The sequence below is a fragment of the Enterococcus eurekensis genome (assembly GCF_042654605.1).
GTDB lineage: Bacteria > Bacillota > Bacilli > Lactobacillales > Enterococcaceae > Enterococcus_I > Enterococcus_I eurekensis.
This window is the reverse complement of record NZ_JBHSGT010000054.1, coordinates 65,487-87,300: the sequence shown is the minus strand read 5'-3', so window position 1 is coordinate 87,300 and position 21,814 is coordinate 65,487. Positions and strand designations below refer to the sequence as shown.

At 37.2% G+C, this 21,814-nt stretch carries 19 protein-coding genes and 1 pseudogene; 4 read left to right on the top strand and 16 right to left on the bottom strand.

Annotation, left to right across the window (positions count from 1 at the left end; translation table 11 throughout):
* Positions 1–78: 78 nt before the first annotated feature.
* From ACFO3L_RS08755 to ACFO3L_RS08735, 5 genes and pseudogenes are all read right to left on the bottom strand, one after another.
* Positions 79–906 (bottom strand): metal ABC transporter permease, encoded by an 828-nt coding sequence (locus ACFO3L_RS08755; RefSeq protein ID WP_379966118.1) that lies wholly within the window; start codon positions 904–906, stop codon positions 79–81.
* The gene (locus ACFO3L_RS08750) at positions 879–1,559 is read right to left on the bottom strand and encodes a metal ABC transporter ATP-binding protein (RefSeq protein WP_379966115.1); all 681 of its coding nucleotides are present in this window, start codon (positions 1,557–1,559) and stop codon (positions 879–881) included. Before ACFO3L_RS08750 ends, ACFO3L_RS08755 begins: the two co-directional genes overlap by 28 nt.
* Positions 1,560–1,569: 10 nt before the next feature.
* Positions 1,570–2,520, bottom strand: a complete 951-nt coding sequence (locus ACFO3L_RS08745) for a metal ABC transporter solute-binding protein, Zn/Mn family (protein WP_379966112.1) — start codon at positions 2,518–2,520, stop codon at positions 1,570–1,572.
* 177 nt (positions 2,521–2,697) lie between these two features.
* Positions 2,698–3,555: a 4-(cytidine 5'-diphospho)-2-C-methyl-D-erythritol kinase gene (ispE, locus tag ACFO3L_RS08740; RefSeq protein WP_379966239.1), complete on the bottom strand. Its 858-nt coding sequence runs from the start codon at positions 3,553–3,555 to the stop codon at positions 2,698–2,700.
* Positions 3,556–3,936: 381 nt separating this feature from the next.
* Positions 3,937–5,001 (bottom strand): annotated as a pseudogene (locus ACFO3L_RS08735) (glucose PTS transporter subunit IIA); the annotation flags it as partial.
* A gap of 141 nt (positions 5,002–5,142) precedes the next feature.
* Between ACFO3L_RS08735 and ACFO3L_RS08730 the strand changes: the two are divergent.
* Genes ACFO3L_RS08730 through treR form a run of 3 tightly spaced genes read left to right on the top strand, consistent with a single transcriptional unit; the run spans position 5,143 to position 9,199 of the window.
* Positions 5,143–7,776, top strand: a complete 2,634-nt coding sequence (locus ACFO3L_RS08730; RefSeq protein ID WP_379966109.1) for a glycoside hydrolase family 65 protein — start codon at positions 5,143–5,145, stop codon at positions 7,774–7,776.
* A 13-nt stretch (positions 7,777–7,789) separates the two neighbouring features.
* Positions 7,790–8,440, top strand: coding sequence for a beta-phosphoglucomutase (pgmB, locus tag ACFO3L_RS08725; protein WP_379966106.1), 651 nt, complete (start codon positions 7,790–7,792; stop codon positions 8,438–8,440).
* A gap of 42 nt (positions 8,441–8,482) precedes the next feature.
* On the top strand, positions 8,483–9,199 hold the full coding sequence (treR, locus tag ACFO3L_RS08720; protein WP_379966103.1) for a trehalose operon repressor: 717 nt from the start codon (positions 8,483–8,485) through the stop codon (positions 9,197–9,199).
* Between the two features lie 46 nt (positions 9,200–9,245).
* On the opposite strand, the gene rny is transcribed toward treR, so the two are convergent.
* The 7 genes from rny to yfmF form a co-directional block, all read right to left on the bottom strand.
* Positions 9,246–10,811: a ribonuclease Y gene (rny, locus tag ACFO3L_RS08715; protein ID WP_379966100.1), complete on the bottom strand. Its 1,566-nt coding sequence runs from the start codon at positions 10,809–10,811 to the stop codon at positions 9,246–9,248.
* Positions 10,812–11,068: 257 nt separating this feature from the next.
* Positions 11,069–12,118 carry a recombinase RecA gene (gene recA, locus ACFO3L_RS08710; protein ID WP_379966097.1) on the bottom strand — a complete coding sequence of 350 codons (1,050 nt, stop codon included), beginning with the start codon at positions 12,116–12,118 and terminating at the stop codon, positions 11,069–11,071.
* 122 nt (positions 12,119–12,240) lie between these two features.
* Positions 12,241–13,485: a competence/damage-inducible protein A gene (locus ACFO3L_RS08705; protein ID WP_379966094.1), complete on the bottom strand. Its 1,245-nt coding sequence runs from the start codon at positions 13,483–13,485 to the stop codon at positions 12,241–12,243.
* 99 nt (positions 13,486–13,584) lie between these two features.
* Positions 13,585–14,163, bottom strand: coding sequence for a CDP-diacylglycerol--glycerol-3-phosphate 3-phosphatidyltransferase (gene pgsA / locus ACFO3L_RS08700; RefSeq protein WP_379966091.1), 579 nt, complete (start codon positions 14,161–14,163; stop codon positions 13,585–13,587).
* Between the two features lie 35 nt (positions 14,164–14,198).
* Positions 14,199–15,092, bottom strand: a complete 894-nt coding sequence (locus tag ACFO3L_RS08695) for a helix-turn-helix domain-containing protein (protein WP_379966088.1) — start codon at positions 15,090–15,092, stop codon at positions 14,199–14,201.
* A gap of 97 nt (positions 15,093–15,189) precedes the next feature.
* On the bottom strand, positions 15,190–16,491 hold the full coding sequence (gene yfmH / locus ACFO3L_RS08690) for an EF-P 5-aminopentanol modification-associated protein YfmH (RefSeq protein WP_379966085.1): 1,302 nt from the start codon (positions 16,489–16,491) through the stop codon (positions 15,190–15,192).
* Entirely contained in the window at positions 16,484–17,752 is a 1,269-nt protein-coding gene (yfmF, locus tag ACFO3L_RS08685) for an EF-P 5-aminopentanol modification-associated protein YfmF (protein ID WP_379966082.1), read from the bottom strand. The genes yfmH and yfmF overlap by 8 nt, the downstream gene beginning before the upstream one ends.
* A gap of 156 nt (positions 17,753–17,908) precedes the next feature.
* Here yfmF and mscL point away from each other — a divergent pair, with 156 nt between their 5' ends.
* A complete protein-coding gene (mscL, locus tag ACFO3L_RS08680; RefSeq protein WP_379966079.1) occupies positions 17,909–18,337 on the top strand; it encodes a large conductance mechanosensitive channel protein MscL in 429 nt (142 codons plus the stop codon).
* Positions 18,338–18,389: 52 nt separating this feature from the next.
* Here mscL and rbsU read toward each other — a convergent pair whose 3' ends face one another.
* The 4 genes from rbsU to rbsR form a co-directional block, all read right to left on the bottom strand.
* Entirely contained in the window at positions 18,390–19,277 is an 888-nt protein-coding gene (gene rbsU, locus ACFO3L_RS08675) for a ribose/proton symporter RbsU (protein WP_379966076.1), read from the bottom strand.
* A gap of 17 nt (positions 19,278–19,294) precedes the next feature.
* On the bottom strand, positions 19,295–19,690 hold the full coding sequence (gene rbsD / locus ACFO3L_RS08670; RefSeq protein WP_379966073.1) for a D-ribose pyranase: 396 nt from the start codon (positions 19,688–19,690) through the stop codon (positions 19,295–19,297).
* A gap of 18 nt (positions 19,691–19,708) precedes the next feature.
* Positions 19,709–20,614 (bottom strand): ribokinase, encoded by a 906-nt coding sequence (rbsK, locus tag ACFO3L_RS08665; protein ID WP_379966070.1) that lies wholly within the window; start codon positions 20,612–20,614, stop codon positions 19,709–19,711.
* A gap of 108 nt (positions 20,615–20,722) precedes the next feature.
* Complete coding sequence (gene rbsR, locus ACFO3L_RS08660) at positions 20,723–21,715, bottom strand: ribose utilization transcriptional repressor RbsR (protein ID WP_379966067.1); 993 nt, start codon at positions 21,713–21,715, stop codon at positions 20,723–20,725.
* Positions 21,716–21,814 lie beyond the last annotated feature (99 nt).

Below are 21,814 nucleotides of genomic sequence, written 5' to 3'. Positions count from 1 at the left end.
CAGAAAAAATGTTCGTATTTTATGAACAAGAAAAAGAGAAGACTTAGAAACCTTCGTTTTTAAGTCTTCTCTTTCTCATCAAACTCTTTGGTTCTTCTTATAAAAGAAGAATAATCGGCGCGACACACTAACAATTAAGAATAACAAAATAAAAATTAGCGTGATTGTAGCTCCCGGTGGTGTATCTAAATAAAAGGAAGTTGTCAGACCGCTGACCATGCCAATTAAACCAATAAAAATACTAATTAAGATTACAAGATTAAAACTTTTTCCTAAACGCATACTAATTGCTGCCGGTAAAACCATAATTGCTGAAATTAACAAAGCTCCCGCAATCGGAATCATCACTGCAATCGCAACACCAGTTAATGCATTAAAGATGATTGACATTAAACGAACCGGTAACCCGTCCACATGAGCCGTATCCTCATCAAACGTCAAGACATACATTGGCTTTTTAAATAAAATCAATGCGATGAGTGATACGATAAATAAACCAGCTAACAACCAAACTTGTTCTTGTGTAATCGTAATAATCGAACCAAATAAATAGGATTGCATGCTTAAAGTCGATGCACCTTCACTCAACTTCATTAAAATAAGGGCAAGTGCTAAACCACCCGACATTAAGATGGCCGTTGCAATTTCTGAATACGTCTTATAAACGCTTCGTAAATATTCTAAAACAACAGCCGCAATTACTACGACGATGACCGTTGTTAAGGTTGGATTTAGGTGTAAGAAGAATCCTAAAGCTACCCCTGCTAGTGAGACATGTGATAAGGTATCGGCCATTAGCGATTGCCGACGAATCACTAAAAAAACACCCAAGACTGGCGCTATTCCTGCAATTAAAACGGCTGCCATCAAGGCTCTTCTCATGAATTCATATGAAAGCAACGCCATGGAGTATCCTCCCTTCTAACTAAGCGAATTTCGCGATCCGCAAATTCTTTAATATCTTCATGATCATGTGTAATCATCAATACTGCTTTTTGATGTTGATGGGCACTGTGACGTAAGAGCCGATAAAAATTTTTACGTGACTCTTCATCCATCCCTGTGGTTGGCTCATCTAAAACGAGTAAATCAGGATCAGTCGCAAACATTCTTGCTAAACTAATTCGTTGTTTTTGTCCCCCAGATAAATCACCAATTCGTTTATGACGCATTTCCCACATTCCAACGGATTCTAACGCTTTTTGAACATGTTCATGGTCTTTTTTCTGTAATTTTTTAAACCATCCATTACGTGGATAACGTCCTGAACAAACCAATTCTAAAACCGTACTCGGAAAACCCGCATTAAACGATGCAATTTGTTGAGGAATATAGCCAATACTTAATTTCTCGCCTTTTGCATTTGTTTTCGCCACATCAATTGTCCCTTTAGCTGGTGTTAAAAGGCCCAGTGTCGAACGAATCAAAGTTGATTTGGCCGCGCCATTTTCGCCAGTTAAAATCACAAATTCACCTTCATCTACGTGATAATTTACATCCATTAAGACTGGTTCATCATCGTAATAAAAAGTTAAATCTTTCACGTCAATATAACGCATTTTTCTCCTCCTATCGTAGGCTTAACTGCAACGCTTTTAAATTGTCTTCCATTAACGAAAGGTACGTTTTCCCCGCAGCTTGCTGATCGTTGGAAACACTCTCAATTGTTGAAAGTACAGCCAGTTCAACGCCTGTTTCCTCAGCTAAAGTCATCGCCATCTTACCGGCTGTGTTATCTTCAAAATATAAGTATTCAATTTCATGATCAATAATAAAATTTTTTAATTCGGCTAAACGCTTCGGTGTCGGCTCTTCCTCAGATGACAATCCAGCCATTGATTCTTGAGTTAAACCATATTGCTTAGCTAAATATGAAAAAGCTAAATGTTGTGTCACAAAAGTCCTTTGAGTCGCATCTTTGAACGCTTTTTGGTATTCTTGGTCTAGTCGAGACAACTCTGTTAAATAATTCGCAGCATTTTCAGTGAAAATTTCTTGCTTTTCTGGGTATTTTTGACTCAAATCATCACGAATTTGAGCAACTTGCTCCATGGCTAACACTGGATCTAACCAAACATGTGGGTCCTCATCGTGCGAATGTGAATGGCCAGCCTCTTCATGATCTGCTTCATGTTCTTCTTCGTGCTCGGATTCAAATGAAAGTAACGGAATGTTACGGCTAGCTTCAATCATCACTGTTTTATCTGAATCTAAATTTAACAAAATATTTTCCATCCATGTTTCAAAAGCGTGGCTATTATAAATAATCGCATCCGCATCACTCATTTGAGCAACACTTTTTGCACTAGGTTCATAATCATGTGCTTCCGTTCCCGCAGGAATTAGTAACTCGACTTCGCCTTCTTCGCCAATAACTGCTTTTGCAAACTCGTACATTGGATAAAAAGTCGCGATGGCTTGAATTTTCCCATCCTCTTTTTCATTCTCTTTTGTGGGACTGCATGCCACTAATAATAAACTAAACAGGACAATCATCCCAGTAATTACTCTATTCTTCATCTTTTTCCTCGTCATTATTTTTTATTTTTTGTTCCTTTTTCTAAATCGTAACCATTCCGATTTAGTTCCACGAAGATTAATTTACCAAACTCACTCTTATTCGTCAAGAAAAAGAAGCTGTTTTTCAAATGTTTTTGCCAACAAGGGAAAACATTACTCAAACAACTTCTTTTTTTATTATTTTAATGTTCGCACCAAATACACTTCATCACAAAAACCTTTTAGGCCGTTATAAATTCTTTGTGCACGTGAATGTTGACGACATAAAGCAAAAACTGTTGGCCCACTACCGCTCATTAAAGCAATATCCGCACCGTATTTAATCATCCGATCCTTGATTTGTTGTACAATTGGGTATTTAGGAATCGTAATATCTTCTAAACTATTGCCCATATATTGTAGCATCGCTTCATAATCTTCATCCAAAATGGCTTGTGACAAACACTCCATATCTGGATGTTGTAACTGATTTGGATCTTGGACTTTTTGAAAAATTTTACGGGTCGACACACTGAGACGTGGTTTAACCAACACCACCCAGCATTGAGGCATTGGCTTTAAGGGTCGGACAATCTCACCTTTTCCCCCTATAAATGAAGTTGTACCATGAAGACAATAAGGAACGTCCGTACCGATTTCAACACCGATTTCAATCAATTGATCCATCGATAAGTTTAAATTCCAGAGACGATTCATCCCACGTAAAGCCGCAGCACAATCGGTACTACCACCGCCTAAACCAGCTGCCACAGGGATTTTTTTCTCAATTGAAATTTTAACTCCCTGCTCAATACCATAACGCTCTTTTAACATTGCAGCTGCCTGATAGACGTTATTTCGTTTATCAATTGGCAAAAAAGCTTTATTGGTTTCAACCACTATTTGATTTTCTGGCAATTCTTCAATCGTTAAGCGATCGGACAAATCGACACTCGACATGACCATTTCCAACTCATGATACCCATCTAATTCGCGCCTATATAGAACATCTAAACCTAAATTGATTTTTGCCGGTGCTTTCTCTATTATCTCCATCTCATCACCTATCAATTCAATCATTTGATTTATTCTATCATAGCTAGAAAAAACTGTATAGTTAAGGCGAATAATTCACACTTTAAGATTAGAAATTAATAAAACCTGAGTCTCTCCTCTGAAAGAAAAGATACTCAGGCTTTGACTATTTAAGCTGTATCATATTTAGTACTAACAAAGAAATCCTCCATAGACTTCCTTTGCGTACAATTTTAATTTTCTAGTAAAAAAAGACCAGAACCAATAAAACCTCGTTAACTAAAAAACTGTTTGAAACAGTATTGATGAAGTAAACGCTATGAAAATAAGGCAATTCCCCTGAATCAATCAAAAAACGATTTTTTCAGGGGAATTACTTATCTCTTGGATATTCGCATTTCATTAATGACCTTTGACTTTATATTCACCAATAACTAGCCCCGGTGTTGACTCTCCTTGATGATCTAATTTGAAGTCTGCCATTTTTTCATTGTTCGTCATCACAACTACAATATCGGTTTCTCTGCCAGTTGCTTTGACTTTTTCAAGGTCCATATCCGCAAGTAATGTCTGCGGTGTAACATTTTGTCCAACCGTCACATGGACATTGAACGGCTCCCCTTTTAATTCAACTGTGTCTAAGCCCATATGAACTAAAATCTCAGCTCCAGTTTTTGTTAAGATGCCGATTGCATGCTTCGTTTCAAAGATGCTAAGAATTTCACCATTAACCGGTGAAAATACTTGATTGGTCGTTGGTCGTAAAGCAAAACCTTCGCCCATAATCTTTGTTGAAAATACTGGATCTTTAACTGATTCTAGAGCGATGATTGTTCCTTCACCTGGTGCATAAAAAGGTTCGACTTGTGTTGTTTGATTCGCTGAATTTTCAGTTGAAGTCGTTTGAGTTGCTTGCGGTGTAACAGCTGCAGTCGCTACAGCTACTTCTTCTTTTTTACCAAAGATTCCTTGTTTTTCAAAAATAACTGTCAAAATAATTGGTACAACGACTGCTATCGCCATTGCCCCACCGAATGCTAACCATCCGCCACCTTCTTTTGGATTAATCGCTAAAATTCCTGGCAATCCTCCAACTCCGATTGCATTGGCACGTACACCCATAATATTACTGAACATACCCGCAAATCCTGAACCAATCATTGCTGCGACAAATGGATAAACATATTTCAAGTTAATCCCGAACATCGCAGGTTCCGTTACTCCAAGATAAGCTGAAATCGTCGATGGAATCGAAATTTGTTCTTCTCTTTCATTGCCACGATGTAAGAAAATAATTGCCAATACTGCTGAACCTTGCGCAATATTTGATAAGGCAATCATTGGCCATAAGTTCGTTGTTCCAAATGATGAAATCAACTGCATATCAATCGCATTACTCATATGATGCAGTCCTGTAATAACAAGTGGCGAGTAGAGCGCCCCAAATATGAAACTAAACAACCAACTTTTGGGGGTCACTATAGCCTTCCAAAGGTTTTCATTGCCTCCAGTCATAAATTCCTCATCTAAATGGGTTTTCACTTGAAATCCTTTTCATTTTCATATACTATACATGTATAGTCAAGTAAAGAAAAGGAGCTTCTTCTTATGAATATTTTACACCTCTCGAAAACAAAAGACCAATGGATTGCTCTTTTAAGCAATCAGAAAAAAATGACCGTCACCGACTGGCACCTAGAAAACGTTACGCTCCTACTCAACTGGCTAAAAGAACAACAAGTCGTTGGTGGCACCATCGCTGAAAAAATTCTTTTTACAAATGAACAAGCATTAACAGCCGAACTCGCTGACTATCTAACGGAAAAATTAAATCGCCCCTTTGTAATCGGAGATGCTGATCAATGGACAGAAAAAGCAAGTGAAATTCCTTGGAAAATCACTTATGAAGGCTACACTCCTGGAAAAGATGAATACTCTGTCGAATCACTACTAACAGTCGGCAATGGATTTATGGGCATTCGCGGAACAACCCCTGAAATGGCCATTAGTGAAGACCATTATCCTGCTACTTACTTGGCTAGTCTTTATAATACCGCCTATTCAGAAGTTAGCGGACAAATGATTGCCAACGAAGACTTCGTCAATGCTCCGAATGTTCAAAAAATGACGATTTGTCTTGATGAGGAACGGTTTGACTTTTCAAAAGGACAACTTCACTCATTAACACGTGAATTAAACTTAAAAACAGGCCTTTTTAAAAGTTGGGCAACGGTCGAACTATCACAAGGAAAACAAATCGCACTTCATACGAAACGCTTTGTTAGTATGAAGAATGTTCACGAAACACATGTCTCCTATACGGTTACACCTTTGAATTTTTCAGGTGAAATGACCCTTATCACAGAAGTTGACGGCGACGTCTATAACTACAATGTTGCTCGCTACCGTGAATTAAATCAAAAACATTTAGATGTCCTTACTCTTGAGCAACGTGAGAATGACTTTTTATTAATGACTCGGACAAAAGAATCAAAAATCACAATTGTTCAACAAGGAACGTTACGTAGTAATGATGTTTTAATTGATCATTTGACTAGTGATATGGAGGATCAAAAATTAACACAAAAACTCCAATTTATGGCTGAAAAAAATCAAAGCTATACGTTTGAACGTACTACAACAACACAACAATACCGGAAGGAAGAAGCTCTACCTGAAGTGAGTTGGACGCAAGATTATGCAGATTTTACCACCGCTTATCAAGCATCGAAACTCGCTTGGGAACAATTGTGGGAACGTGCGGCGATTGTCGTTGAAGGTGATCTAATGTCACAAAAACTACTTAATCTCCATACGTATCATGTATTAGCATCAGCCTCACCAAATGCCAACAAAAACTTAGATGCTAGTGTGACGGCACGCGGCTTACACGGAGAAGCTTATCGAGGACATATCTTTTGGGATGAACTGTTTATTATGCCTTTTTACCTTGCTCACTTCCCAGAAACTGCCAAAGAACTCTTAATGTATCGTTATCGACGTTTACCACAAGCGAAAATCAATGCACGCGAAGCCGGCTATCAAGGGAGTATGTACCCATGGCAATCTGGTCTAGATGGTACAGAGCAATCGCAAAAACTCCACTTAAATCCAATTAGTGGAAAATGGAAAGAAGATCATAGTCGTTTACAACGTCACGTTTCTTTAGCCGTCGCTTATAACGTTTGGCAGTACTATAATCAAACGGATGATAAAGAATTTATGTTACAGTATGGTTTAGAAATGTTGCTAGAGATTGCTCATTTTTGGCAAAGTACGGTTATCTACAATGAAACAACACATCGTTATTCCATTCCTAGTGTTATGGGACCCGATGAGTTCCATGAAAGTTATCCGGATGCTGAAAAAGGTGGTCTCACCGACAATGCCTATACTAATATGATGGTCGTTTGGCTCTTTGAAACGATCCAATCCTTACAAAACGATTTTAATGAAGCAGATTTTCGTGAACTCTTAATCAAAACGGAAGTTCCTGATGATTTTATTGAACAACTTGAACAAATAAAACAACGCTTAACGCTCGAAATCGATTCCGATGGCGTGATTGCCCAATTTTCTGGTTACTTTGATTTAAAAGAACTCGATTGGGAAGCCTACCGAGAAAAATATGGTAACATTTATCGGATGGATCGTATTTTAAACGCCGAAGGAAAATCAGCTGATACTTACAAAGTTGCTAAACAAGCCGACACTTTAATGATTTTCTATAACTTTGCTAAAGCACAAGTTGATCAAATTTTAAACGACTTAAATTATTCATTACCAAGTGACTATGTTGAAAAAAATCTCGACTACTACTTAAAACGAACATCCCATGGTTCCACATTATCCCGTGTCGTCCACGCACAACTGGCTTCCATGGTAGATCAAGATGACTTTGCTTGGCAATTATTTAAAGAAGCTTTAGGGTCTGATTATCGTGACATTCAAGGCGGCACCACAGCTGAAGGAATTCATGCCGGTGTCATGGCTGCCACACTTTGGATTCCTCTTAGTACTTTTGCGGGACTTGATTTGCGTCAAAACAAAGTCCAGTTTCAACCAAAATTACCAAAACATTGGGACAGCATTCAATTTTCTTTTTGTTGGAAACAAATTGATTTCCGTGTATCAATGACAAAATCAGCCTTAACGATTACCGCAACACAAGACTGCACGATTGAATTAAACCAACAAACGATTGCACTAACCAAAAACCAAACAACTACACAGACATATTAAGGAGACGTTACTCATGAAAAAAGGATTTATTTTTGATTTAGACGGCGTAATTACCGATACTGCCAAGTTCCATTACTTAGCATGGAAAGATTTGGCAGAGACCATTGACATCGAGATTGATATCGTATTTAATGAACAATTAAAAGGGATTAGTCGAATGGATTCTTTAGAAAGAATTTTGGCCCACGGAAATAAAAGTGATGCTTTTACTTTAAGTGAAAAAGAAGCTTTAGCTCATCAAAAAAACACGCATTATGTTGAACTTCTACAACAACTAACACCCGCCGATTTATTACCGGGAGTAAAAGAATTCTTAACTGCAGCAAAAGAAAAGCAAATTCCATGTGCCATTGCTTCTGCTTCACGAAATGCGCCTTTTATTCTAGAAAAATTAGACGTTGCTGATGAATTCCAAATTGTTGTCGATCCAGCAACCTTGAAAAATGGCAAACCAGACCCTGAGATCTTCTTAAAAGCTGCAGAAATGTTAGGTATTAAGCCCGATGAAGCAATTGGATTTGAGGATGCTCAAGCGGGTCTTGATGGGATTAAAGCAGCAGGTATGTACGCTGTTGGTGTCCTGTCCGGTGAAGAGCTTCATGGTGCCGATATTCTTGTCCATCGTTTAGATGAGTTATCAATTGACACACTTTTAGCAAAATAATCCTTTTATCATTGAAAAAACAACAAGATAAAGAGGGAGCTTATGAACAAATTCAAAGAAATTTTTTTAGATTTAGAACAAAAAATTTTAGCAGGAGAATACCCTTCTCACAGTCTATTACCTAGTGAAAACCAATTAATTCAAATTTATGGTGTTTCACGTGAAACAGTACGTAAAGCTTTAAATTTGTTACGTAACGCTGGTTATATTCAAAAGAAACAAGGCAAAGGATCAATTGTATTAGATGTCAATCGCTTTGAATTTCCAATCTCTGGTTTGACTAGTTTTCGCGAGCTACAAGAAACTCAAAACATCCCAAATGAAACAACTGTGGTTACATTAGAAAAAAAATCGGTCAATGAAAAATTGCAAAAAATTACCGATTGGCCACTAGATACTGAAGTGTGGCATCTTGTTCGCCAACGCAAAATCGATGGACAAGTTGTCTTAGTTGATAAAGACTATTTATTGACAGAAATCATTCCTGAATTACCTGTTGAAAAAGCGAAAGATTCCATTTATGCTTATTTTGAAAATGATTTAGGCTTGGATATTGCATACGCCCGAAAGGAAATTGTTGTTGAGCCGGTTACTAGTGAATTGCGTGAGCTAATGTCTTTAGCTATGACCGATACACATGTAGTGGTGGTTAGAAGTTTGGTTTATTTAGAGGATACTCGCTGTTTCGAATATTCTGAAGCGATTCATCGCCTCGATAAATTCCGCTTTGTTGATTTTGCCAGACGTAAAAAAGTTTAGTCTTTTACACACCAAAAAAGAAGCCCTTGTGGGCTTCTTTTTTGGTTTATTTTGCGTAATCCGTTGCTCTTGTTTCGCGGATAACGGTAACTTTAATGTTTCCTGGGTAGTCGAGTTCGTCCTCAATCTTCTTACGAATATCACGAACTAAACGTACGGCATCTAAATCACTAATTTCAGTTGGTTTAACCATGACACGAACTTCACGTCCGGCTTGAACCGCAAAGCTGTAGTCAACCCCGGCAAAACTATTTGAAATGCTTTCTAAGTTTTGTAGACGTTTAATATAGTTTTCAAGTGACTCACTACGCGCTCCTGGGCGAGCAGCAGATAGAGCATCGGCAGCTGCAACCAAGACTGAAATAATTGATGTCGGTTCCGTATCTCCGTGGTGAGATGCGATAGCATTAATTACCGTTTTATTTTCTTTGTATTTCGCTGCAAGTTCTGCACCAATTTGAACGTGAGAACCTTCAACTTCATGATCAAGCGCTTTTCCAATGTCGTGTAATAAACCTGCTCGTTTGGCTAATGCGACGTCTTCTCCTAACTCAGCGGCTAAGACACCCGTTAAGCGTGCAACTTCCAGTGAGTGTTTTAAAACATTTTGACCATAACTTGTTCTAAAGCGTAAACGACCTAATATTTTGATTAAATCCGGATGTAGCGTATGAGCGCCTACTTCAAAGGCTGCTTGTTCACCATACTCACGAATCCGTTCATCCATTTCCTTACGAGATTTTTCAACGGTTTCTTCAATCCGAGCTGGATGAATCCGTCCATCTTGGATTAATTTTTCCAAAGTCATTCGAGCAATCTCACGACGAATTGGATCAAATCCCGATAAAACGACTGCTTCTGGTGTATCATCAATAATTAAATCAATACCTGTTAATGTTTCTAGTGTACGAATGTTACGTCCTTCTCGACCAATAATGCGACCTTTCATCTCATCATTTGGTAAAGTGACCACCGAAACGGTTGTTTCAGAAACTTGATCGGCTGCACTACGTTGAATCGCTAATGAAAGTAAGTTTTTCGCTTTACGATCCGCTTCTTCCTTCGCTTTTCTTTCAGATTCTTTCACCATTAATGTTAACTCATGACTCAATTCTTCTTCTGTTTCTTTCATGATGATTGCTTTGGCTTCATCTTTTGATAAAGCAGCGATTCTTGCTAATTCTTTTGCTTGTTCTTCAATTAAGATGGCTACTTCTTTTTCTCGCTCATCAATTAATTGCTGTTGGTCACCTAATTTGGCTTCTTTTCCAACTAGTGTTTGTTCACGTTTATCTAAAGAATCATCTTTTCGATCTAGTAATTGTTCTTTTTGTAGTAAGCGATTTTCTTGTGCTTTTAATTCAATTCGACTTTCCTTCAACTCACTTTCAATTTCTGAACGATACTTCTGATTTTCTTCTTTAGCTTCTAGTAACGCTTCTTTTCTTAAAGTTTCTGCATCTTTTTCTGCCGTGTTAACAATTGCTTCCGCTGTTTTGTTTGCGACTAATAGCTCTTGTTCTCTACGTGCTTTTTCCTTTTTTGCATACATTAACCCTAAACCTAGACCGACAGCTAAACCGACGATAGCGAGGAGAATATTCAATCCCATTGGTGATTCACCTCCATACTATCTTCTTTTATTTTTTAAACTTTTTGTAGTTTTCTGATAAACCAAAAAATAATCAATTATCAATATGCCTACTTGCATATGTGTGTAAGACACAATTTTATTCTAATGTTTATCCTAGTAAGTGTCAACTTAAAAAAGGCGTAACCTTGTCTTTTAGCCAATGCGAGCCTTTACTTAGGTAAATACTTGAAAGAAAGAGCCGTAGCAATTTCTGCACGACTCTTTACAAGTTATTATTATTCTTTGTCTTCGAAATTCAATTCTTCTTGAACCTCTTCTTCAACTAGTGTCTCACCTGTTCCGATACCGTAAGCATCACGAACTCGTGCAGAAACTTCAGCAACCATTTCTGGATGTTCTTTCATATAATTCTTAACGTTCTCACGACCTTGGCCGATACGATCGTCTTTATATGAGTACCAAGCACCGCTCTTGTCAATAATATCCTTTTCAGCAGCCATATCAAGTAATTCCCCAACTTGAGAAATTCCTTCACCATACATAATATCAACTTCCGCGATTTTAAATGGTGGTGCAACTTTGTTTTTAACGACTTTAATTTTTGTACGGTTACCGACAATATCCGTACCTGATTTTAATTGCTCTGAACGACGGACTTCTAGACGAACCGTTGCGTAGAATTTTAATGCACGTCCACCTGGTGTTACTTCTGGATTTCCAAACATTACACCAACTTTTTCACGAATTTGGTTGATGAAAATAGCAATTGTCTTCGTTTTATTGATTGTTCCAGATAATTTACGCAATGCTTGCGACATTAGGCGTGCTTGTAAACCAACGTGAGATGCTCCCATTTCGCCATCAATCTCTGCGCGTGGCACTAAAGCTGCGACCGAGTCAATAACAATAATATCAACGGCACCACTTGAAACTAAAGCATCGGCAATTTCTAAGCCTTGTTCACCAGTGTCTGGTTGTGATAATAGTAATTCATCGATGTTAACTCCTAATTTTTCAGCATAAAGTGGATCTAATGCGTGCTCAGCATCAATAAAAGCTGCTGTTCCACCATTTTTTTGTACTTCTGCCACAGCATGCAGTGCGACAGTTGTTTTACCTGAACTTTCAGGTCCATAAACTTCAATAATACGCCCTCTTGGATACCCACCTACACCTAAGGCAACATCCAATGCTAAAGAACCACTTGGAATTGTTGAAATACGTTGATCCGCTTTTTCTCCTAGTTTCATGACTGAGCCTTTACCAAAGCTTTTCTCAATTTTTTTAAGCGCTGCATCTAAGGCTGCTTTACGATCATCTGCCACTTAATTTTCCTCCTCATTTAAAACTTCTCATTTATGTTTAATTGTATTGGTTTTATAATTCGTAACCTTATCATAGCTTTTTTTTTTTCAAAAGGCAAGAAAAAACGAACAAACATTCGCCTTTATTTAATTAATTCTCTTCTCAATAACTCAAAGCCAGCCATGACTGCCCGGTTTTGAATCGTTTCACGATTACCGGCGACTTGATAAAAATGACTCGATACACCTTCATTTGAAGCCAGACCTATCCAAAAACTTCCCACAGCTTGTCCCTCTAACTCATCGGGTCCAGCGACACCTGTAAAAGCCAAAGCATAATCTGTTTGAGCAAGTTTACGACTTTGAATCGCCATCGCTTCAACACATTCTTGGCTAACAGTCCCGAATTCTTCAATTAAGGTGTAATCAATTTGTAAAAAATCAATTTTTGTTTGTGCTGAATACGTTACAAAACCACCTGGGAAGACACTAGAGACACCTGAGAGTTCACCCAAGCTTCTTTGAAAAGCACCCGCAGTCAGACTTTCAGCTGCCGTAACACGTTTCCCTTTTTCCTCTAAGAGCGCGACAACAACTTTAACTAAAGAATTATCTTCTCCATAGCCATAGAAATAATTCCCCACACGAGTCTGGATCTTTGTTTCCAAATCATCTAATAATGGTCCAGCCAATTCTTCACTTGTTGTCTTAACTGTTAAGCGTAAAGTGACTTCATTTTCTTTGGCATATGGTGCAATTGTCGGATTTACTTGTGTCGCGATTAGATCAGATAATTCGGTGACTAAGCGTGATTCTCCAATTCCATAAAAACGTAACACACGTGAGTACAATTGGCTTGATTCTTGATAAACTTGTTTTAAAATTGGACGTACCGATTGTACCATCATTGGTTGTAATTCTTTTGGCGGACCCGGTAATAATAAGTATGTTGTTTGACTCTCTTCGGCGGTATAAAAAATGCCTACGGCTAAACCAGTTGGATTTTGTAAAGCTTGACTATTCGTTAAAATCAGCGTTTGTAAGAAGTTGTTTTCTGTTAAAGCCCGATTTTGTTTTTTTCCATAGTCGATTAATTTTTCGTAACCTAAAGGGTCTTGAATCAAACTTTCTCCCACGTGTTCTGCAACAACTTGTTTCGTTAAATCGTCTTCTGTTGGCCCTAATCCGCCACACAAAACAATTAAATCACTTCTTTTTTCAGCAATTTCTAGTTGCCCTTTTAATCGGTCACGATTATCGCCCACCACGCTTTGATAATAGACCTCTATACCTAGATTGGCCAATTCTTTCGATAAAAACGTCGCATTCGTATTCACAATTTGTCCTAATAATATCTCTGTCCCTACTGCTATAATCTCTGCTCGCATTGGCTTTGCTCCTATCATTAAAATACTCTTTTTTTCCTTTATATTTTTTAAAAATAAAAGCAGAAAAAATACGTTAGCGTACTCTTTCTGCTTTTAAAATTACATTGAACCTTTAAACACTTGGGTATTTTTTGCGAAATAGTCCACTCCGGAGTAAACAGTTGCCGCTAAACATACATACAACATGATTTGGTCTAATGGTAAATTAATCATTGTAAATGGCACGTTTTGAATTAACAATAAAATGATTGCTAACATTTGTGTCGCTGTTTTAACTTTTCCAGGCCAAGCTGCTGCCATGACCTCGCCATCTTCGACTAATAACAGTCGTAAACCTGTTACAGCTAATTCACGACAAATAATCACTGCGACAATCCAAGCTGGTGCATAACCTAAACCGACTAGCATGATAAAGGCAGTCATGACTAACATTTTATCAGCTAATGGATCAGCAAACTTTCCAAAATTTGTAACAAGGCCACGCGCACGTGCAATATAGCCATCTAACCAATCGGTAAAACTAGCAACAGCAAAAATAAGCGCTGCAACTAAATGTGTAACCGGCAATTGGACACCTGCCACCGCTAACACACCCCAATCAAAGGGTAAAACTAAAATAATAATAAAAATGGGAATCATCAAAATTCTTAAGACCGTTAATTGATTTGGTAAATTCAATTTTCGTTCTCCTCTCTATTTAAAAACACTTACGACTACTGAGCATACGCCAGTGTCAGATTTAATTCTTTTTGTAACAATTCCGGTGCATCTTTGGCAAAATCAAGTAATTCTTGGTTGAGATGCATTTGGACATTACTACTTGCACCAAAAGTGATTTTTACCGAAGTGACACCTGCTGGTAACTCCACACTTTGTTTTTCTTGCGGTGCTAACGTATATTGTAAAATATAAGCCCCATCTACTTGCACACCGACCCAACACCGATCGTTAAGTCCTGTAAAATCAAGCTGAACCGGTTTTTCAACATTTTCAACTTTAACTTCAGAGACACGTGGTGCGACATGATTAATCGCTATCTTCATTTTAATTTCTTCGCTCGAGCTCGTTGATTCAATCATTTCTGAAGCCGTTGTTGTTTCCTTTACCTCTTTTTCTTCAGTTGATTGTGACGTTGCAGCATTTTGTACTTCAACAGAATTCGGTGTTGCGATAATTGGATTGGCCTTCTTATCTTGAATTGATAAATAACCGACAATAATTAAAATGGTTAACGCAATCAAGGCCATTAAAATCGTTGGTAAGTAATCAAGCCATATCCGACTTTTAGCTGGCCCATGTGTCGTCATTCGTGAACCTTCAACCGTTTCAATTGGTTGTCGGGCTTTCACAGCTGTTGTCGCATCCAGTTCTGTTTCTCCATTAAAGACTGCAATTAGATGCTCTCCATCTTCACCAACTACTTCGGCATATTGCCGTAGAAACGTGCGCACGTAATAATCACCTGGTAACAGATCAAAGGCACCTTTTTCGATTGCTTCTAAATAACGCTTTTGGATTTTGGTTTTTTGTTGCAATTCATCAAGGCTAATATTTTTATTTAATCGGGCTTGCCGAAGTTTATCTCCTATTAAAAGCTCGTTGCCCACTCGTCCATCTTCTCCAGTCTATATCATAAATTTACTTTATTTAGAATACCATAAAAAGCCGTCTTGTAGCGTCTTTTTCTAGAACCTCTAAAAATTTTTAATCTTCTTTTGATAATGGTTCTAGATAAAAACGACTAAAGTTTTCTTTCTTAATAAATTGCTCGCCTGCACGTAGACAATCTTCTAGCTCGATTGCTTGAATGACTGCCGGTAAATCAAATAACGTTAGCTCTCCGAATAAATCTTGGGTAAATTGATTGGCAATATATTCTAAAGAATTCAAGGATTGGAAATATTTTCCTAGCATTTTTTTCTTCAATAAAGCTAAGTTTTCTTCATTCACACCAGGATCTTGTTTAGCATTCAGTAAAATAGCTTCCATTTTTTCGGCGAACAAGTCCGGATTGGTTGTATCAGTTGCAAAATCAGCAAAATGAAAACTACGATCAAAAGAAAAATCAAAACCAAACGTATCGTCAATTACCCCTTCTTGATAAAGGTTCAAATAGTTGTCGCTTGTATTACCTAAGAGCATTTGGAAGTATAGTTGAATCGCAGTTCGAAAGACCAATTGTTCTTTGGCTGTTTCTGGTAAGTCTGCTTCAAACCCGCGAATCCCCACAACTGCTTTGGTCCGGTTAACTGGCATTTGCACAGATGAAAAAGGAATAATATCCGCTGATGTTTCTTCTGGAAATTGGCGAATAATTTCTTGAATCGGGCTGAACGTTTTCGTTGCTTGATTTTCTTTAATCCATGTCATCATTTCATTTGGATCGATATCTCCGACGACAAAAAGTGTCATATTACTTGGATGATAAAACGTTTCATAGCAACGATACAAATCGTCAGCCGTAATTTCCGCAATGCTTTCAATTGTTCCGGCAATATCAATATGAAGTGGGTGTTTAGGATACATATTATTCAAAATACCAAAAAATTGACGCCAATTCGGATCATCTTGATACATTTGAATTTCTTGTCCAATAATACCTTTTTCTTTTTCAACTGTTTCTGGCGTAAAGTAAGGCTCTTGCACAAAATCTAATAATGTTAATAGATTTTCTTTCACTCGATTACTGGCAGAAAATAAATAACTCGTACGCGTAAAGCTCGTAAAAGCATTAGCTGAAGCTCCTTGGTCGCCAAATTTTTGGAAGACGTCGCCTTCTTCTTTTTCAAATAGTTTATGTTCTAAGAAGTGAGCAATACCATCGGGAACACTTTTAAGTTCCTCTCCGGCATAACCAAAAATATTATCAATTGAACCATAATTCGTGCTAAAGAGACCATACGTTTTTTGGAAATCTTTTTTCGGCAAAAGATAAACTTTTAATCCATTTTCCAATACTTCTTCGTACAATGTCTCATTAATTTGTTCATAAATTTTTTTATTCATCGATTTGCTCCCCATTTAAAAAGAAGACGGACTCTAACTGAATTTGTTGTGCGACTATTTGAACTTCTTCTTTCGTCACACTCATAATATTTTCAATTAGTTCTTCTTGATTTTGTTTCGTTTCTGGTAGCCAAACATTTAAATAGGCTGTTTCAATTAAAGCTTGCGGATTATCTAGTGATAATAAATATTGATTTTTCAACATGGCTTTCGTTTTTTGTAACTCTTCCTCTGTTACTTCACCACGGCATAAAGCTTCCAATTGTTCGCGAATCAACGTCATTGCTGCTTGACGATTTTTGCCATCAATTCCGGTTTGAACCGATAGAAATCCTCGGAATGTGTCAATACTACTTGAGGCATAATAAGCTAAACTGGCTTTTTCACGGACATTCATAAAGAGTTTTGAATGTGGGAAACCACCAAATAAACCATTGAACACCATTAACGCGTAACGTTCGGGATCATTATAATAAATATTCGTCGCATAACCTAAATTCAATTTTCCTTGTAAAACATTTTCCGTTAGCGTCGCTTCTTTTACCGTATTTTTTTCTGGTTGACGATAGAACATCTCGAAACTAGCACGTTCGCTCTGAGAAAATGGTAATGCTTTGATTTCCTCTAAAACTGCTTCTTCTGTAACGTCTCCGACTACAAAAAGGTCAATTTGATCTTCTTTTAACATTTTTTCATAAGTTTCAACTAATGTTTGAGCTGTCACTTTTTTTAGTTCCTCAACACGGCCAAAACTTGGTGTCTTTTGATCCTCATCGCCTTCAAAATACAATTCCTGTAATTTTAAAGAAGCTAAACTTTGCTTATCTTCTTCAATACTTTCGATATAAGCAATTAAATTATTTTTTTCTAAATCAAATGTTTGTTGTTCAAATTGCTTGTCGTGAATGTTTGGATAAAATAAAATTTCTTTCAAAAAAGCCACCGCTTCAGCAAAAACGCGGGGTTGATTGATGTATTTTCCGTTAACCACCGTCATTGCTAAGTTCACTTGATGTAAATTACCGCGTTTTCCAACATTTAAACCAAAACTTGCACCATATAAATCTGCCAACTTGGCACTCAATGCGGTTTGTGTTGGATAATTTAAACTGTTCGTTTCTAAAATACTTGTCAACAACGTCCGGCTTGCCGCTTCTTGTCTTGTATGTTTGGCAGAAAAACGCGCGAACAAACGAATCGTTTTATATTTTTCAGTTGGAATGACTGTCAAAGTAATTCCTGGTTGGATTTGAATCGTCATAAAAAAGCTCCCTTTTCTAATTAAAGTTATTCTATAATATTATAGCACAGGAAAAAGACTCCTTCGCTTTTAATGCGCGAAAGAAAAGCATTCTTATTGGAAATAAATTCTAAAGAAGTTTATACTTAAATTAAATTTAAAGAAAGGGGTCTTTTTATGAAAAAATTAGGTAGTGAATTTAAAGAATTTATCATCAAAGGTGACGCGTTAAATCTTGCAATTGGGGTTGTAATTGGAGCAGCATTCACTGGGATTGTGACAAGTGTCGTTGAAAACTTTATTACACCTTTAATTGAGTTGTTCATCTCATTATTTGTCGATCGCGGTGGCGATATGGAAGGTGCCTTAAAAGTACTGAATGTGAGAATTAATGGGGTCGACTTCAATTTCAGTATCATTATTAGTGCTATTATTACATTCCTTATCACTGGTTTTGTTTTATTCCTTGTCGTTAAATCCGTTAACCACGCAAAATCATTGACTGCTAAAACACCAGAAGAAGAAGAGGAAGTAACCTTCACAAGTGAAGATTACTTAAGAGAAATTCGCGATTTGTTACAAGAAAAATCCGATAAAAATATTTAATCAATAAAACGACTATCCGCCACTGTCAATTGTGGAAGATAGTCGTTTTTTCTTAAATCATCACTGTAATCGCTGCAGCTAGTAAAATAAATACTAAGCCCGCCATCGTTACAAGCATTTCTTTTTTCGTTTTTTTCTGTTTTAAAATAAAAATACCTGTTAGTGTTGCCAAAACAACTGATGTTTGTGACAAGATAAAACCTGTTGCTAATCCATTCATATCTGGTTGAGCCGAAATTAGATAAGTTAAGGCTGCAAAAGCAAAGAAAAATCCCGAAATAATTTGCTTGTACGAAACTACTTCAAATAATGCAAAGCTTTCTTGCTTTCTAACTCTTAAAACAATCGCATAGATAACTGCGACCAACACCATCCCAATTGCTTGTGGCAAGAAAGATTGCGCTCCATCAATCGTTGTTGCTTGTGGAGCAGCAGAATATGCCCAATAACCAATTTCTCCAATAGCTAACATAATAACGGCTTTTCTCAAAAGTTGGCTACTTTCTTGTGTTTTTTTCTCTGTCCAAACAGTCATCCAAGCACCTAAAACGATTAGAGCTAAAGCGAATCCGCCAAAAACTTTCGCCGTTGTCCCCGGCCAATTCCCTAATGCTATGACACCCCATAAAGAAGCCCCTAATAATTGAAATGCTGTTGTGATAGGCATCGCTCTGGAAGAGCCTACTAACTCAAATGATTTAAAAGTAATAATTTGAGCACTTCCCCAACCAATCCCTGATAAAACAGAAAAAGCTAAGTCTATTCCCGTTGGAAAGGCAATATGATTGATTGTTGAATAAATTAGAGCAAAGATCAATGTTCCTAACGTTGTTCCAACAATTTGATTTACTGGTCGACCACCAATTTTAGAAGCAATTGTTGGGAAAAGACCCCAACCAAGTAATGGACCCAATCCAATTAATAATGCAGTAGTATTCACTTAATTTCCTCCTTCGGTTAAAAAACAACGCCACTTTCTAATAGTATGTTGGCATATGGTGTCATTTCGCCAGTCCGAATGAAAGCATGACAATTACTCAATTCTTGCTTCATTTCACTATGTGGTATAAATACAATTGGCGTATCTATGAATCGCTCTTTAATTTCTTGTAGAATTTTCGGATTTTCCGTTTGAATCTCTTCTGCTAAAAAAATGCGTTGGACTGCTAGTTCTTCTAAGACATTATCCAGTACGTCAATAAAACTGGGTACTCCATTTGAAACAGCCAAATCTATTTTTTCTGTATTCATAGGAACTGGCATGCCCGCATCGCCTATACTCAATTTATCAAAATGCCCCATTTGAGCAATCACTCTTGATATATCTGAATTGATAACTAAACTTTTTTTCATCGTAAAATTCTCCTCTACTTACATAATTTCGTTTCTATACGGAATCGATGGTTGTGCTCCAAAACGTTGAACAGTAATTGAAGAAGCCTTATTACCATAACGAATGGCTGATTCTAAATTACTAAAATCCTTTTTTAGAACGCTACTCATGCTTCCAATAAAAGTATCCCCTGCCGCCGTTGTATCGACAGCTTCAACCTTAAATGCCGGAATCATTCCACTATTATCAGCAGTATGATAATAAGCTCCTTTACTTCCAACCGTAATGATTACAACTTGAATTCCTAACTCATGCAAGACTGTTGCTGCTTGTTCCATACTTACTTCATCCGTAATTTTAATTCCCGTCAAAATCTCTGTTTCCGTTTCATTGGGAATAATGATATCCGTTACTTTTAATAAATCCTGAGGCACTTCTGAAAAAGCTGGAGCCGGATTCAAAATTGTCGTCACGCCGGCTGCCCTTGCTATAGAGAAAGCTTCGATTGTACTCTCAATCGCGCTTTCGAACTGAGCGATTAGAAAATCACTTTGTTCAATCGTTTGTCTATGTTTTTGTACATGGATGGGTGTAAAAGCATTATTTGCTCCCGCGTGAATCATAATACTATTTTCCCCTTCATTATCGACAATGATATAAGCTTGACCTGTGTTTTCATTTTCAAATTCCAAGATACCGGTTACATTAATTTCTTCTTGTTTCAATAATTCAAGCATCACTTGTCCCGCTTCATCATTACCAATTCCTCCGATAAAGTGAGTCTTCGCTTCTGAACGTTTCGCAGCAACAGCTTGATTCGCTCCTTTTCCTCCACCCGATGAAAATATTTCTTTAGTGTGCATTGTTTCTCCCGGTTTTGGCATTTGATTTACTCGAATTGTACGATCCAAGTTAATACTTCCAATGACTGTAATCGTATTCATTTTGCTATCTCCACCTTTTCACAATTTTTAAATAAGATACCAGCTTCTTTTAAAACGTTTTATTAAAACGTTTTAATTGCTTGTCAAAAATATAGCACACCTTGAAAGCTATTTCAAGGGTGCTGTTGAAAGTCGAGTTATTAAATGTACTGGTAATGTTTTTTCTTCCCATTTTTTCTCTGGATATTCAATCCGTTCTAAGAGTAATTCTGCCGCCTGTTGCCCCAATTCAAAGATTGGTTGTGCCACAGTTGTTAATGGGGGAGTCACAAATTCACTCATTTCAGTATTATCATAGCCAACAATACTGTAATCCCTTGGAATTTTTTTTCCTGCTTCTTTTAACCCTAAATAAAGACCAATCGCAATTTCGTCACTCGTAGTAAATATTCCTGTTAAATCTTCTTCTAAAACTCTCCGAGCAGCATCCCGACCAGCCACTTTTGATAATTCACTATAAATGATTCGTGCTTCAGGAAAAATCGATTGAAATCCCGCTAACCGTGTTCGGATATTCATCGACGCCTCTTCCGGCATAAGGATGGCAACTTTTTGGTGTCCTAAATTTGCAAGGTGTTCAGCAGCTAACTGTCCTCCTAAATAGTCTTCAGTCAACACTGCATCGCTAAAACCTTCCGCCTTTTTTTGGTCAAGTACAATAAAAGGCAAAGCTTTCTTACGTAATGTTTCATTAATCATTTGATTAGAAATCGCTGATGTCGCAATAATAAAACCATCTACTCCACGACGACTCAATTCTTCTAAATATTCCATTTCTCGTGTTGCATCCAAATCCGCATTACAAAGCATCATTACATATTTTTCTTGATATAAACTCTTTTCAATTCCACTCAAGAGCATACTAAAAAACGGATTGGTGATATCAGGAAGCAACACTCCGATTGTTTTACTTTTTTTCATAATCATACGCCTTGCAAAGTAATCGGGTTCATAATTTAAGCTTTCTTTAGCCTCCATCACTTTTGCTACTGTTTTGGGACTAAATTTTTCTTGATTGTTATTTAAAATTTGGGAAACCGTTGCAATTGATACCCCTGATTGTTTTGCAACATCTCTAATTGTCACTTTTTTATTTGCCATTTAATTTACCCCTGACTCTAATACTTATTAACTAAGTATTCATACTAGCCTATATTTTATCATCGAAGCAATTTGAAAGGAAGTTATTCTCTTTCCTCA